Here is a 13,865-nt window from a genome sequence, read left to right as displayed (position 1 = left end):
AGAGTGAACATGAACGCAGCCCAGGCGGCCCTGGCCGCTGAAAGGGATCTGGTTCAGCGCCGGTTCGCCGCCGCCGCCGCCCACGAGCTCCGCACGCCCCTCGCCGGGCTCAGGGCCGAGTTCGAGGAGGCCCGGTTGCATCCCGGCCAGACCGATCTGCCCCGGCTCCTCGACGCGGCGCTTCGCGGCGTCGAGCGGCTCGAAGCGATCACCGCTGACCTTCTGCTGCTCACGCGGATCGCGGAGGCGACACACGGACGGCGGCAGCCGGTCGACCTTTCCGCCGTGGCCCGCGCCCACGTGGCCGAGACGACCGGGGGCCCGGACACCCCCGACATCCGGCTGCGGGCCGCGGCCTCGGTCGTCGTCGACGCGGTGCCCGCGCTCCTGGACAGGCTGGTGGCCAACCTGCTCGACAACGCCCGCCGGCACGCCCGGCACTCGATACAGATCCAGGTGCTCCGGCACGAGACCACGGCCGAGCTCGTCGTCGCCGACGACGGGCCCGGCATCCCCGTCTCGGACCGCGAACGCGTCTTCGAGTGCTTCTCCCGGCTCGACAGCGCCCGCTGCCGGCACCGCGGCGGTACCGGCCTGGGTTTGGCCATCGCTCGCGACATCGCCCACGCTCACAACGGCACCCTGAGCGTCGAGGACGCCGACTCAGGAGCGCGCTTCGTGCTTCGCCTCCCCATCGCCAGGAACGCCGCCGGCCGGCCATGACCATTCTCACGTGCCTTCATCCGCCTTCCCGCCCCCGGAAAGAGAAGGAAGAAGCGCATGAACACACCGGAGGTCGCCGTGGTCGCCGGGTCTCCTCGCCGGCCGGCCGAAAGGCGCAGGCCGAGCTTCCTGCGAGAGCGCGGCACGGATGCCGGCCCCGCCCCACCCCGGTGACCCAGTCGGGAGCCGCCGTCTCGGCGCGGAACGCCGCCTGGAACGGCTCCCTGGCTCCCGGCGCGACCGTGACCTTCGGCTTCCTCGCCTCGGGGACGGGCTCCCCGGCTCCCGAGGTGTCCTGTACGACCGGCTGACCGGCCGCGCCGCGCGGCCCGCGCCCGCCGCTCAGCCCTGCCCCTGGGAATCCCCGCCGGCCAGGGCGCCGGGAAGTCTCTCCAGCAGGCCCTTGAGATCGTCGGCGTGCTCCTCCTCCTGGGCCAGCAGGTCCTCGAAGACGCGTCTGGTGGTCACGTCGTCGTTGCCCAGCCAGTTGATGATCTCGGTGTAGGAGGCGATCGCGATCCGCTCGGCGACCAGGTCCTCCTTGACCATCTCGATCAGGTCGAGGCTGTCGTCGTACTCGGCGTGCGAGCGCGTGGCCAGCGTCTCGGGGTTGAAGTCCGGCTCGCCGCCGAGCTGGACGATGCGCTGGGCGAGACGGTCGGCGTGCTCCTGCTCCTCGGCGGCGTGCTCCAGGAACTCCGCGGCCACCAACCCGGCGTGGAGGCCCGAGGCGGTGTAGTAGTGCCGCTTGTAGCGGAGCACGCAGACCAGCTCGGTCGCCAGGGCCTCGTTGCACACCTGGATCACCCGGGGCAGATCCGCGCCGTAGGCCGACGTGATGGGACCCTTGTCGATCTCCTGGCGCGCCCGCGCCCGAAGCTCCTTGATATCTGTGAGGAATTCAGCCATGAGGCTGCACTACCCAGAATCGGCCTCTTATCCAGTGTCCTCGGCCACAGTCGGAGGCGTTTTGTTCGTGACGTCGTTCACGGGGTAGCGGGTCCGGCGATATGGGAACAGCGACGAAGGTCCCGCAGACGCGGACCATGAACGGCGAAGAGCTCTCCGCCGACCACGCGTGGACGACCCTGCGCAAATACGGCCGCTGGCACCTGGTCCGCGACTCCGTCGCCAGGTTCAGGTACGGCGAGGGCATGACCAACGCCCGGGCTCTGGCCTTCCAGATCTGCCTGTCGATCATCCCCGGCGCCATCGCGCTGGTCGGGCTGAGTTCGGTGATCAACCAGGAGCATCTCGGCGAGGTGCTGGAGCTGGTCCTGAGCCGGCTCGCGCCGGGGGCGGGGGTGGACGCGGTCAAGGACGTGCTCGCCGACAGCCACCGGCAGGCGGGCCGTACCGGGGGTGCCCTCGCGCTCTGGTTCGGCCTCGTCACCGCCCTGTTCTCGCTGACCAGCGCCATGGCCCAGGTGGAGCGGGGGGCGAACCGCATCTACGGCGTCGAGCGGGACCGGCCGTTCCATCGCAAGTACGGCAGGGCCCTGGTGATGGCCCTGACGGCCGGAGCCTTCATGACCGCCGGTTTCGTGGTGATGGTCGGCGGCGGTGCCATCAGCAGGGCCCTGGCGCAGGTCTACGACTGGAACGACGGGGCCACGGAGGCGTTCAACCTGGTGCGCTGGCCGCTCGGTTTCCTCCTCGCGCTGCTGTCGACCTCGGTGCTGTTCCGCGCCGCTCCGCGCAGGAGGCAGCCCGGTCACACCTGGCTGGCGTTCGGCGCCCTGGTCTCGCTCACCCTGTGGACGGTCTTCACCCTCCTGCTGGCCTTCTACACCGAGAGCAGCGGCACCTTCGGCGCCACGTACGGGCCGCTCACGGCCGTCATGGCGCTGTTGCTGTGGTCGTTCCTCAGCTCGATCGCCCTCTTCCTGGGGCTGGCGTTCGCCGCGCAGATGGAGGCCGTCCGCGCGGGGCGGGCCGGCCCCATCCACCCCGACCCGGGCCCCACCGCCGCCGAGGAGCGGGAACCCCTGGTCGGAGCGGCGGGCGCGGCGACCGTCGCGGTCGCCAGGACACTCGTGAAGTCCCTGCGCAGGCGCCGGACCGCAACCGGGCCGGCCCGGCGGGCCGGGAAACGGTAAGAGGCGATGGAAACGCCGGCCGGAGCGGTGACGGCCGGCGAAGCCGTGGGCGGCGCGGCGCGGTCACCGTGACAGGATCAGCGCGACAGGGTCAGCGTCGCGGCGTCGATCAGTTCCTGCAGGCGCAGGCCCCGGGCCGCGTCCAGCTCACCCGGGCGGCCCGACCGCACGGCGGCGGCGAACTCGGCGCGCAGGACGGGCCAGCACTCCTCGTGGTCGATCCCGGAGGTGTCGAAGACGAGCTCCCCCTCCGGACCGAGCAGCTCGATCCGGGTGCGCGCCCTGGGCAGCAGGACGCTGCCCGACAGGGACGCCTGGCTGACGGCGCCGTTCTCGTGCTCGCAGGTCAGCTCCACCCAGCGGCGCGGGTCGCCGGTCGCCCGGATGCCGGTGATGGGACCGACCGCGGCGTCCAGCAGGTCCAGCAGGTGCGGGCCGAGGTCGAGCAGGGCTCCCTGTTCCAGCCGCCAGCCGGTGGCGAACTCCCCGCCGAGGAAGGCGCCGTGCAGGTAGCACGAGCGGGCGCCGGTCGTCTCCAGTCGCGCCGCGCGGCGCAGGAACTCGCGGGTGGCGGGGTGGTAGCGCTTGGTCAGCACCATCTGCGAGACGACGCCCGCCTCGGCGACGGCCTCCGCCACCGCGCGCGCCGACGCGAGGTCGGGCCCCAGCGGCTTCTCCAGCAGCACGGCCTTGCCCGCCTTGGCCGCGCGCACGGCGAGTTCCGCCTGGACGGCGGGGGGCACGGCGAAGGCGACGGCCTCGCACCGGTCGAACAGTTCCTCCGGCGTGCCGGCGACGACCGCCCCGTACGGCTCGGCGATCTCCTGGGCCGCGGGGGCGCGGCGCGCCCAGACGGCGGAGAGGCGGGTCTCCGGGCCCGTGGCCAGCATCCGGGCGTGCATGGTGCGGGCCCACGGGCCGGCTCCGATCAGGCCGACCTCGACGGGTGTGGTGGTGTTCACGATTCGACTCCGGCGGGTGAGCGGCGGGGCGGACGGGCCGGCGCCGTCAGGCGGGCGTCGGCCTGGTCGGGGGCGTACAGGTGCTCGACCACCATCGCGGTGGCCCCGGCGAGCGCGGCGCGGTCGCCGAGCCGGGAGGTGACGACCTGCAGGTTGCGCGTGGCCCGGGGCAGGGCGCGCTGGTAGAGCAGCTCGCGCACCCCGGTGACGAAGTGGGTCTCCGCCAGTTCTCCGGCGATCATCAGCACGCCGGGATTGAGCAGGGTGACGACGGTGACGAGCACCTCCCCGCAGCGCCGTCCGGCCTCGCGGGCCAGGCGTCCCGCGTCGGGGGAGCCCGCGTCGAGGTGGGCGCGTACGTCGGCGCCCGACTGGGCGGGCACGCCGAGGGCGGCGAGCTGTCCGGCCAGGGCGCGGCCACTGGCGACGGCGGCCAGGCAGCCGTACGAGCCGCACATGCAGCGGGCCTCCGACTGGTCGTGCAGGCGGATGTGGCCGAGGTCGCCGGCGCCGCCGTCGATGCCGCGGAAGACCTTGCCGTCGACGACGACGCCGGCGCCGATGCCGGTGGAGACCTTGACCAGGACGAACGCGGAGCAGTCGGCGAAGGCATGGCGCTGCTCGCCCAGACCCATCAGGTTGGCGTCGTTGTCGACCAGGACCGGGACGGCGACGTCCACCCCGGCGTGCCGGGCGAGCGAGCTCTGCGTCCGCCAGGGAACCGGGTAGCCGTCCCAGCCCGGCATGATCGGCGGTCGTACGACCCGTCCCGACGAGGAGTCGACGGGCCCGGGGAGCGACAGGCCCACCCCGCAGACCGCCTCCGGAGCGGTTCCGGCCGCGGCCAGCAGGCCGGCGAACCAGAGACCGAGCCGGTCCAGGACGACCTCCGGGCCGTCCTCGATCGGCAGCGCCTCGGTGCGCTCGGCCAGGACTCCGCCCGCCAGGTCCATCACCGCGGCGCGGGCGTGAGTGACGTCCAGGTCGGCGGCGAGGACCACAGCGTGGCCGGTGTCGAACTCCAGCAGGTTGGAGGGGCGTCCCCCGGTCGACTGCCCGCCGGGGACGGCGCGCAGCCAACCGGCGTCGAAGAGCTGGTCGAGCCGCTGGCCGACGGTGGAGCGGGACAGGCCGGTGACGCGCTGGAGCTCGCCCCGGGTGCGCGCCTGCCCGGTGCGGATCAGTTCCAGAAGGTGGCCTGCGGTGCTCCAGGGCGTTGCCATCCGGTGTGTCTCTCCTCGGCTCTAGCTCTTGTCCGCACCGCTGGTGAGACCCTCGGTAAGGAGTCGCTCCGCGGCGTAGAAAAGAACTACCACGGGAATCGTGAGGACCACCGACCCCGCCATGAGAACCGTCTTGGGAACCTCGATGCCGTTGGCAAGTTGCTGCAGGCCCAGCGAGACCGTCCACTGGTCGGGGGCGGCGGCGAGGAAGAGCAGCGCGAACAGGAACTCGTTCCAGGCGATCATGAAGACGTACAGGCCGGTCGCCATGAGCGAGGGCGCGGCCAGGGGCAGCACGATCCGGCGCAGGATCTGCGCCCGCGAGCAGCCGTCGAGCGCCGCGGCCTCCTCGACGCTCTTGGGGATGGTGACGAAGTAGTTCTTCAGCATGTAGATGGAGACGGGCACGGTCTGCGCGATGTAGACGATGACGAGCCCGGTCAGGCTGCCCTGCAGGCCGATCTTGGCGAACATCACGAACAGCGGGACCGCCAGCAGGGTGGACGGGAAGAGATAGACGGCGAGGAACACCGCGCTGACCTGGCGGCCGCCGAGGAACCGCAGGCGGCTGACCGCGTAGGCGCCGGGCACCGAGGCCAGCAGGGTGAGCGCCACGGTGGCGAGGGCGACGAGCGCGGAGTTGCCGAGCATCCGCAGGAAGCCCTGGCCGCCGTCCTCGACCGACTGCAGGACGTTGCGGTACGTGTCGAACGTGAGCTCCGAGAGGGTCACCCACAGCCGGCCGGGGTCGAGCAGCAGCTGGTCGATGGGCTTCACCGACAGCAGCAGCATGTAGTAGAAGGGGAAGAGCGTGATGACCGCGAGAAAGGCGATCACGACCCACCGCAGGACGGCGAAGGTCCTCTCCTCGACCTGTGCGCGGCTCATGACGCCTCCTCCTGGACCCTCTTGGCGAAGAACTTGAAGTAGATGCCGAGCAGCACGGCGAGGACGAGCGCGAGGACCAGGGCCTGCGCGGCCGCCGCCCCCACGTCGTAGCGGGCGGTGAGGAAGTCGTAGACCCGCACCGCGACGACGTCGGTGCCCGAGCCGCCCCCGGTGAGCAGGTAGACGTCGTCGAACTTGTTGAACGTCATGATGAACCGCAGCACCGACAGCAGCGCGATCACCGGCATCAGCTGGGGCAGCAGGATGTGGCGGAAGCGCTGGGTGAGCGTGGCGCCGTCCACCGTGGCGGCCTCCTCTATCCCGGCGGGCACGGCCTGCAGGCGGGCGAGCAGGAACAGGAAGGCGAACGGGAAGTACCGCCAGATCTCGAAGGCGATGACGGTGAGCAGGGCGAGCGGCAGCTCCACCTGCCAGCCGAGGAGGGAGACCTCGTGGGAGCGGGTCGCCAGGAAGGCGATCGGCTTCTCCCAGCCGAGCAGCCGGGTGCCCAGCTCGTTGACGATGCCGAACTGCGGGCTGAGGGCGATCTCCCAGACGAACGTGACGGCCACCACGGGCGCGACGTAGGGCAGCAGCATCGACCCGCGCATCAGGGCCCGGCCGCGGAAGGGCCGGCGCAGGGCGAGGGCGGCGACCAGCCCGAGGGCGATCGACCCGGCGGTGCTGCCGGCGGTGTAGACCAGGGTGGTCCACAGCGAGGTCCAGAAGCCGGGCGAGGTGAAGACCTCGGCGAAGTTCTCCCAGGTCCAGTTGGACAGCAGGCCCATGCCCTGGATGTCGATCAGCCGCGCCCGCTGGAAGGCGAGCAGCACGGTCCAGGCGATGGGCAGGATGACGACGACCAGGACCACGAGCACGGTGGGCGTCACGAAGCCCAGCCCGGTCCTGTTCTCGCGCTGGGCCAGGGTGAGGGTCCTGTCCCGCCGGGCCTCGGGTTCCGGGCTCGTCTCGGGGGGTCGGCGCCGCTCGGCGCCCTGTGTGGTGCTCATCGTGGGTTCCTCGGGGGGACGGGGCCGCGGGGGCTCACTGGAGGGACTTCTGCAGGGCCGTGACTTCCTCGTCGGCCTCCCTGGCGGCCTCTTCCGGGGATATCTGGCCGGAGGTCATGGCGCCGACCGCCTTCGGGATGGGAAGCTCGCCGAGCGTCGCGCCGACCAGCGCGCCCTGACCCTCGGTGAGGCCCCAGCGCCGCATGTCGCTCACGCCGGAGGCGAGCTGGTCGAGGAACTCGGCGGAGAAGACCGACTTCATCGGCTTCTTCGTGTCGACGCCGACGTCGCTGGCGCGCCAGGCCTCGCGGTATCTGCCGGGATCCTCGGCCGTGCCGTCGCGAACCGGGATCTTGCCCTCGGGAGCCATCCCGAACCAGTCCTCGTACCCGGTGCTCATCATGTACCTGACGAACTTCTCCGAGGCCGCGGTCTCGGCGGTCCGGGTGACCACCCAGGAGGAGATCTCGCCGAACTGGGCGGGCTCGGCGGCGCCGGGGCCCTTCAGGGCCGTGACGATCCCGCTGTTGTCCGAGAGGAAGGCGGGATCCTGGGCGCACTGCGCGCAGCTGGGCAGCGCGTCGGCGCGCAGGCCGGCCAGCTCGTCCAGCAGGAAGGTGGACCAGACGATCATCGCGGAGCGGCCGGCGAAGTAGGTGGCGCGGGTCGAGTCCACGCTCTGCGTGCCCGGGGCCCCGTAGTCGGCGGCGAGCTGGTGGTAGGTGGCGAAGGCCTGCCGGCACTGGGGGCTGTCGAGGCCGACGTCGCCGCCGGGGCCGACGAGGCCGCAGCCGTTGGCGAGCGCGAGGTCCTCGAAGCTCTGCTGGGTGAAGACGTCGCTCGGGTCGGTGGCGAGTGACATGCCGCTGACCTCACCGCCGTTCAGGGTCTTCGCGGCCCGCAGCATGGTGTCGTAGGAGTCGGGGACGGAGAGCCCCGCCTTGGCGAACAGGTCCTTGCGGTAGACGAGGATCTGCATCCAGGCGTCGCTGGGAACGCTGAGGCGGGTGGCCTTGTCGCCGGTCAGCGTCAGCGCGTTGCGGTTGAAGGTGCCGGCGCCGAGCCCCTCGACGATCCTGCCCGCCGCGGCGGTGTCGAGCAGGCCGTTGGTGTACATCTGCCAGACGGGGGCGAGCGGGACGGCGCCGAGGACGTCGGGGAGGGTGCCCGCGGCGGCCGCGGACATGATCAGCTGTGGCAGCTGGCCCTCGTCGATCCCGACCAGGTCCACCTGGACGCCGCTCTCCTTCTCGAAAGCCTCGACGATCTTCTTGGTCACCTCCATGCGGGGGGTGAGGTTCTCCAGGCTCCAGACCGTGATCCTGTTGTCCGGAGCGCTCTCACCCCGCGCGCCGCAACCGGACGTCAGCCCGATTCCCAGCGCGACGGCCACAGCGGCCGCCAGTGCCCTCGACCTTCGAGACCGCCTGCGCATAGATCTTCCTCACTGCCGCCGTGTTACGTACGTGTTGCATCAGAGCACCACTTTTGCTTATTGACAAGACCTAAGTTTGGGATATCTTCGACACAAGTTAGCGGTATTTGTCCAACCGATACACAAAAATGATCTTCCGGAGCTCCTGTGGAACGTGTCGTCCAGTTCACCGGCCCCCGTCAGGTGGAGATCGCCACCGGCGAGTCACTCCCCCTGCCACCTGGCCATCTGCGCGTCCGGACCCTGTACTCCGGCATCTCCGCGGGCACCGAACTCACCGCCTACCGGGGGACCAACCCCTACCTGACCCGCACCTGGGACCCCGAGGCCAGGATCTTCCGCGACGCGGGGCCCGGCATCTCCTACCCCGTGGCGGGCTGGGGATACTCGGAGGTCGGCGAGGTCGTCGAGGTCTCCCCCGAACTCGCGGGCACGCCCGGGCTGCCCGAGGCCGGCGAGACGGTGTGGGGCATCTGGGGGCACCGCGGCGAGGGTCTCGTCCCCGCCGAGCGGATGATCGGCCACACGCTCCCCGAGGGGCTCGCCCCGCTCGCGGGCGCCTTCGCCAGGGTCGGGGCCATCGCGTACAACGCCGTCCTCGCCGCAGACATCCACCTCGGCGAGGACGTCGCCGTCTTCGGCCAGGGCGTGATCGGCCTGCTCACCACCCGGCTGGCGGAGCTGAGCGGCGCCCGCGTCACCGCCGTCGACGCGCTCGACTCCCGGCTCGCCAAGGCCGCGGAGTACGGTGCCGCACGCACCCTGAACGCGCGCACCGACGCCGTCGCGGAGCGGATCCGCGAGGCCACCGGTGGGCTCGGCGCCGACGTCGCCATCGAGATCAGCGGCGCCCACCCGGCCCTGCACGAGGCCATCCGCTCGGTCACCGTGGGCGGGCGCGTCGTCGCCTCCGGCTTCTACCAGGGAGACGGCGTGGGGCTGCGGCTCGGAGACGAGTTCCACCACAACCGCGTGCAGCTCGTCTCCTCCCAGATCGGCGGGGTCCCTCCGCAGCTCGCCGGGCGCTGGAGCGTGGAGCGCCTGCAGCGGACCTTCCTGCGGCTCGTCGCCGACGGCCACGTCGACGTGAAGTCCCTGGTGAGCCATGTCGTCCCGGTCGCCGACGCGGCCGAGGCATACGTCCTCCTGGATGAGCGTCCCGCCGACGCGCTCCAGGTCGTCCTGGAGTTCTGAGAGGCTGACGAACGATGCTCAAGATCGCCTGCCAGGAGCAGCTGCTCCCCGGCGAGACGCTCCAGGAGAAGTGGGAGTTCGCGCAGAACGCCGGCTACGACGCCATCGAGCTGCGCGGCAAGGGGGCCTTCCACTTCCGCGACCGGCTGCCCGAGCTGCGCAAGGCCCTCGCCGACGGCGTCGTCATGCCGACCGTGTGCGTGGACATGCTCCACTTCCTCGGCGCCTTCGACGACGACCTGCGCCGCGACGCCCTCGAGCAGATGAAGTCGCAGCTGTCCGTCATCGGCGAGCTCGGCGGGCTCGGTGCCCAGACGCCCGCCTCCTACGGCATGTTCTCGCGCCGGCTGCCGCCGTTCGAGCCGCCGCGCAGCGAGGAGCGGGACCGCGAGGTGCTGCTCGAGGGTCTCACCGAGCTGGGCGAGCACGCCCGCGGAGAGGGCGTCACGCTCTTCCTCGAGCCGCTCAACCGCTACGAGGACCACATGGTCAACCGGCTGGAGCAGGCCGCCGACCTGATCCGCGCCGTCGGCCTGGACTCGGTCCGCATCGGCGTCGACAGCTACCACATGAACATCGAGGAGACCGACCCCGCGGCCGCCGTCCTCGCCGCCGCGTCCCTGGTCGGCCACGCGCAGGTCAGCGACTCCAACCGCATGCAGCCCGGAGCGGGCCACCTCGACTGGCCCGCCTGGCTGGGCGCCCTGGACGCCATCGGCTACGACGGCTACCTGGCCGTCGAGTGCAGGCTCACCGGAGACCCGGTCCGGGCCGTACGCTCGATCCCGCCCTTCCTGCGGCGCGCCTCCTTCCCGCACCGGCCGGCCGGATGACCGCCGTCCTCGAAGCGGCCGCCACCTCTGGCACCGGCCGCCGGGCCCACCTGCGCCGGGCCGCCACGCACGTCCTGCTCGGCAACTGGACCGGGGCGGCGACCGTTCCCTCGCGTGCGCTGTACCCGCACCAGTGGAGCTGGGACTCGGCCTTCGTCGCCATCGGGCTGCGCCACCTCTCCCCGCGCCGGGCCCAGCGCGAGCTGGAGACGCTGCTGGGCGCGCAGTGGGGCGACGGCCGGATCCCGCACATCATCTTCAACCCGTCCGTACCGCTCGGGGCCTACTTCCCCAGCCCCGACTTCTGGCGCTCCTCGGGCACGGACCGCGAGGCGGGCGCGCCCTCCACCGTCGAGACCTCCGGAATCGTCCAGCCGCCCGTTCACGCCCTGGCCGCCTGGCTGGTGCACCTCGCCGACCCGGCCGAGTCGCGGCGCCGCGGTTTCCTGCCGCGCGTCTACCCCCGGCTCGCCGCCTGGCACCGCTACCTGGCCGTCTCCAGGGACCTGGGCGGCGGCGGGCTGGCCGCGGTGACGCACCCGTGGGAGCCGGGACTGGACAACAGCCCGAGCTGGGACGTGGCCCTGGCCAGGGTCGAGCCCGCGCCGCGGGACTCCTTCCGCCGGGCCGACCTCGACCACGGCTCCCCCGCCGACCGGCCCACCGACCTGGACTACGCGCGGTACGTGCGCCTGGCCGCGACCTACCGCGACCACGGCTACGACGACGCGCGCACCCCGCACGCCTTCGCCGTCGAGGACCCCTCCTTCAACGCCCTGCTCATCGCCTCCGAGCACGCCCTCGCCGCGATCGCCCGGGTGGCCGGCGCGGACGAGGGGACGCACCGGCGGCGGGCCGAGGCGGCGACCGGCGCCCTGCTCGACCGGCTGTGGGACCCGGCCGCCGGTGTCTTCCTCCCCCGCGACCTGGTGACGGACGAGCCCATCGCCGGGTACGGCGTGTCGGGGCTCGTCCCGCTGATCGTCCCCGGCCTGCCGGAGGACGTCGCGGCGGCCCTGGTGCGGACCGCCCGCGGACCGCGCTTCCGCCTGGGAGAGGTCCGGCTCGTGCCCAGCTACGACCTCACGGCGGAGGAGTTCGACGGCAACCGCTACTGGCGCGGTCCCAGCTGGTTCAACATGGCCTGGCTGGTCCACCGCGGCCTGGTGCGGCACGGCGACGCGAGGGCGGCGGGCCGGCTGCGCGCGCAGGTCCTGGACGCGGCCCACAGCACGGGGTTCGCCGAGTATCTGGAGCCGTACACCGGGGAGGGGCGCGGCGTCCGGCGCTTCAGCTGGACCGCAGCCCTGGCCCTGGACCTGCTCCACGCCTCCGACTCCTCTGGAAGCGTGTCCGAGGGCGACGCGTCCGGAGGCGGATCCGGCGAGGAGGGCTCCGCCCGATGAGCGCCGGCCGCCTGCTGGTCAACAGCGGCACCTTCGCCGCCGTGACCGCCCACGGGGACGTCCACGGCACCAGGGGCACCGCGACGGACGGGCTGTTCGTCAGGGACGCCCGGCATCTGAGCCGGTGGCTGCTGACCGCGGGCGGCGCGGCATCGTTCCCGCCGGACGCACCGGCCCTGCCGGCCTTGCCGACCCCGCTGACCCTGCTGACCTCCTCCGGCGACGGCTGCGTGCTCACCCCGGCCGGCACCCGCGACCACCCTCCCGCCTACACCGTCTTCCGGCGGCAGGCGGTGGCCGAGGGCGCCCTCACCGAGCACGTCCGCCTGGTGAGCAACAGCGGCGAACCCACCGTCGTGGAGCTCGAACTCCACGTGGACGCCGACTTCGCCGACCAGTTCGAGCTACGCGCCGACCACCGCGCGTACGAGAAACCCGGCGCGCGCCGCACCGCGCACGACACCCCGGACGGGGTCGCCTTCCACTACCGGCGCGGGGAGAGCTGGTCCTCGCGGACCACCGTCACCGCCTCGCCGCCGCCGCACCGGACCCGCCCCGCCGACGGAGAGGGCGAGGGCGAGGGTACCGCCCGCGTCCTGACCTGGCGGTTCGCGCTGCCCGCCCACGGCACGGCGGATCTGCGGCTCACCGCCCTGGCCGTCCCGCACGGTACGGGGGAACCGTCCCCACCCGGCTCCCCCGGCACCGTGCGGGAACGGCTGGAGGCCGACACCGGCGAGTTCGCCGGCGCGCGGCCCCGCCCCCGCGACCTCACCTCCTGGGAGGAACTGGCCCGGGCCTGCGAGCAGGGGCTGGCCGACCTGGCGCGGCTGCGCGTCCCCACCTCGGGCCCCGCCGGCGAGGCGCTGCGGGTGCCCGCGGCCGGCGTCCCCTGGTTCCTCGGCCTGTTCGGCCGCGACTCCCTGCTGACCTCGCTCTTCGCCCTGCCGTACCGGCCCGCGCTGGCCGCCGACACCCTGCTCGCGCTCGCCGCCGTACAGGGGACGCGGAACGACCCCTCCCGCCTGGAGCAGCCGGGCAGGATCGTGCACGAGGTGCGGCACGGCGAGCTCGCGCACTTCCGGCAGGTCCCCTACGGCCGCTACTACGGGAGCGTCGACGCCACCCCGCTCTTCCTGGTGCTGCTGGAGGCCCACGCCGCGGCCACCGGCGACCCGGCGCTGGCCGGGCGCCTCGAACCGCAGGCGCGCGCGGCGGTGGAGTGGATGTTTCGCGACGGTGGCCTCGGCGGGAACGGATACCTCCGCTACACCTCCGACGCGGCGGGCGGCGGCCTGGTCAACCAGAACTGGAAGGACTCCGCCGACGCCATCCGCTTCTCCGACGGCGCGCGGGCCGAGGGCGCCCTGGCGGTCTGCGAGGTCCAGGGGTACGCCTACGACGCCCTGGTCCGCACGGCCCGGCTCGCCCGCACGGTGTGGGGCGACCCGCGCTGGGCCGGCTTCCTGGAGGAGGCCGCCGCCGACCTGCGAGACCGCTTCCGCCGCGACTTCTGGATGCCCGAGCACGCCTTCCCCGCGCTCGCCCTGGACGGTGAGGACCGGCGGGTCGACACGCTCGCCTCGGACGCCGGGCACCTGCTGTGGTCCGGCATCCTCGCCCCGGAGGAGGAGCTGGCGGTGGGCCGGCGGCTGCTGCGGCCCGACTTCTTCTCCGGCTTCGGCATCCGCACGCTCGCCGCGGGCCAGGTCCCCTATCATCCGCTCTCCTACCACCTGGGCAGCATCTGGCCGCACGACAACGCCGTCATCGTGCTCGGCCTGGCGCGCCGCGGGCTTGCCGAGGAGGCCAGGACCGTCGCCCACGGCCTGGTCCGGGCGGCGGCCGGGCACGGCTGGCGACTGCCGGAGGTCATGGCCGGGTACGGGCGCGACGAGCATCCGGACCCGGTGCCCTACCCGCACTCGTCCTCCCCCCAGGCCTGGGCGGCCGCGACACCGCTCGCCCTCCTCACCGCCCTGCGGGAGGCGGGCACGGCTTCCGGGCCGCTCTCCTCCGCCGTAGCGCACCGTTGACGTGCCCCCACCCTGTAGGTGGGGGTTCCCGCCCGTGCCGCCCGGTTTCGTACGGC

General features: G+C 72.8%; 13 protein-coding genes. 7 read left to right on the top strand and 6 right to left on the bottom strand.

The genetic code is table 11. The features are described 5' to 3' along the window. The first annotated feature begins 9 nt into the window (after positions 1-9). Together ACTOQ2_RS34140 and ACTOQ2_RS34135 are read left to right on the top strand one after the other, a co-directional pair. On the top strand, positions 10-723 hold the full coding sequence (locus ACTOQ2_RS34140) for a sensor histidine kinase (RefSeq protein WP_440104941.1): 714 nt from the start codon (positions 10-12) through the stop codon (positions 721-723). Positions 724-893: 170 nt separating this feature from the next. Then, positions 894-1,034 (top strand): cellulose binding domain-containing protein, encoded by a 141-nt coding sequence (locus ACTOQ2_RS34135; protein ID WP_440104940.1) that lies wholly within the window; start codon positions 894-896, stop codon positions 1,032-1,034. A gap of 31 nt (positions 1,035-1,065) precedes the next feature. Here the strand turns inward: ACTOQ2_RS34135 and ACTOQ2_RS34130 are convergent, their stop codons facing one another. Continuing rightward, positions 1,066-1,632, bottom strand: a complete 567-nt coding sequence (locus tag ACTOQ2_RS34130; protein WP_440070803.1) for a ferritin-like domain-containing protein — start codon at positions 1,630-1,632, stop codon at positions 1,066-1,068. Positions 1,633-1,769: 137 nt separating this feature from the next. On the opposite strand from ACTOQ2_RS34130, the gene ACTOQ2_RS34125 reads away from it, so the two are divergent. Beyond that, positions 1,770-2,822: a YihY/virulence factor BrkB family protein gene (locus ACTOQ2_RS34125; RefSeq protein ID WP_440104939.1), complete on the top strand. Its 1,053-nt coding sequence runs from the start codon at positions 1,770-1,772 to the stop codon at positions 2,820-2,822. Between the two features lie 77 nt (positions 2,823-2,899). Here the strand turns inward: ACTOQ2_RS34125 and ACTOQ2_RS34120 are convergent, their stop codons facing one another. The 5 genes from ACTOQ2_RS34120 to ACTOQ2_RS34100 are packed head-to-tail and all read right to left on the bottom strand — an operon-like array spanning position 2,900 to position 8,340. Continuing rightward, positions 2,900-3,784, bottom strand: a complete 885-nt coding sequence (locus ACTOQ2_RS34120) for a Gfo/Idh/MocA family protein (protein ID WP_440070799.1) — start codon at positions 3,782-3,784, stop codon at positions 2,900-2,902. Further along, complete coding sequence (locus tag ACTOQ2_RS34115) at positions 3,781-5,007, bottom strand: ROK family protein (RefSeq protein WP_440104938.1); 1,227 nt, start codon at positions 5,005-5,007, stop codon at positions 3,781-3,783. The genes ACTOQ2_RS34120 and ACTOQ2_RS34115 overlap by 4 nt, the downstream gene beginning before the upstream one ends. A gap of 21 nt (positions 5,008-5,028) precedes the next feature. After that, on the bottom strand, positions 5,029-5,895 hold the full coding sequence (locus tag ACTOQ2_RS34110) for a carbohydrate ABC transporter permease (RefSeq protein ID WP_440070797.1): 867 nt from the start codon (positions 5,893-5,895) through the stop codon (positions 5,029-5,031). Next, the gene (locus ACTOQ2_RS34105) at positions 5,892-6,905 is read right to left on the bottom strand and encodes a carbohydrate ABC transporter permease (protein WP_440070796.1); all 1,014 of its coding nucleotides are present in this window, start codon (positions 6,903-6,905) and stop codon (positions 5,892-5,894) included. Before ACTOQ2_RS34105 ends, ACTOQ2_RS34110 begins: the two co-directional genes overlap by 4 nt. A 34-nt stretch (positions 6,906-6,939) precedes the next feature. Further along, complete coding sequence (locus ACTOQ2_RS34100) at positions 6,940-8,340, bottom strand: ABC transporter substrate-binding protein (protein ID WP_440104937.1); 1,401 nt, start codon at positions 8,338-8,340, stop codon at positions 6,940-6,942. 147 nt (positions 8,341-8,487) lie between these two features. Here ACTOQ2_RS34100 and ACTOQ2_RS34095 point away from each other — a divergent pair, with 147 nt between their 5' ends. From ACTOQ2_RS34095 to ACTOQ2_RS34080, 4 genes are read left to right on the top strand one after another with little or no spacing between them, the layout of a single operon-like run. Next, the gene (locus tag ACTOQ2_RS34095) at positions 8,488-9,534 is read left to right on the top strand and encodes a zinc-dependent alcohol dehydrogenase (protein WP_440104936.1); all 1,047 of its coding nucleotides are present in this window, start codon (positions 8,488-8,490) and stop codon (positions 9,532-9,534) included. A 14-nt stretch (positions 9,535-9,548) separates the two neighbouring features. Then, on the top strand, positions 9,549-10,367 hold the full coding sequence (locus ACTOQ2_RS34090; protein WP_440104935.1) for a TIM barrel protein: 819 nt from the start codon (positions 9,549-9,551) through the stop codon (positions 10,365-10,367). Next, positions 10,364-11,773, top strand: coding sequence for an MGH1-like glycoside hydrolase domain-containing protein (locus ACTOQ2_RS34085; RefSeq protein WP_440104934.1), 1,410 nt, complete (start codon positions 10,364-10,366; stop codon positions 11,771-11,773). Before ACTOQ2_RS34090 ends, ACTOQ2_RS34085 begins: the two co-directional genes overlap by 4 nt. After that, complete coding sequence (locus tag ACTOQ2_RS34080; RefSeq protein ID WP_440104933.1) at positions 11,770-13,809, top strand: amylo-alpha-1,6-glucosidase; 2,040 nt, start codon at positions 11,770-11,772, stop codon at positions 13,807-13,809. Before ACTOQ2_RS34085 ends, ACTOQ2_RS34080 begins: the two co-directional genes overlap by 4 nt. The last annotated feature ends 56 nt before the right edge of the window (positions 13,810-13,865 follow it).

The sequence above is a fragment of the Streptosporangium sp. H16 genome (assembly GCF_051918855.1).
Taxonomy (GTDB): domain Bacteria; phylum Actinomycetota; class Actinomycetes; order Streptosporangiales; family Streptosporangiaceae; genus Streptosporangium.
Note: the sequence above shows the minus strand (reverse complement) of the source record. Positions and strands in the feature narration are given on the sequence as shown.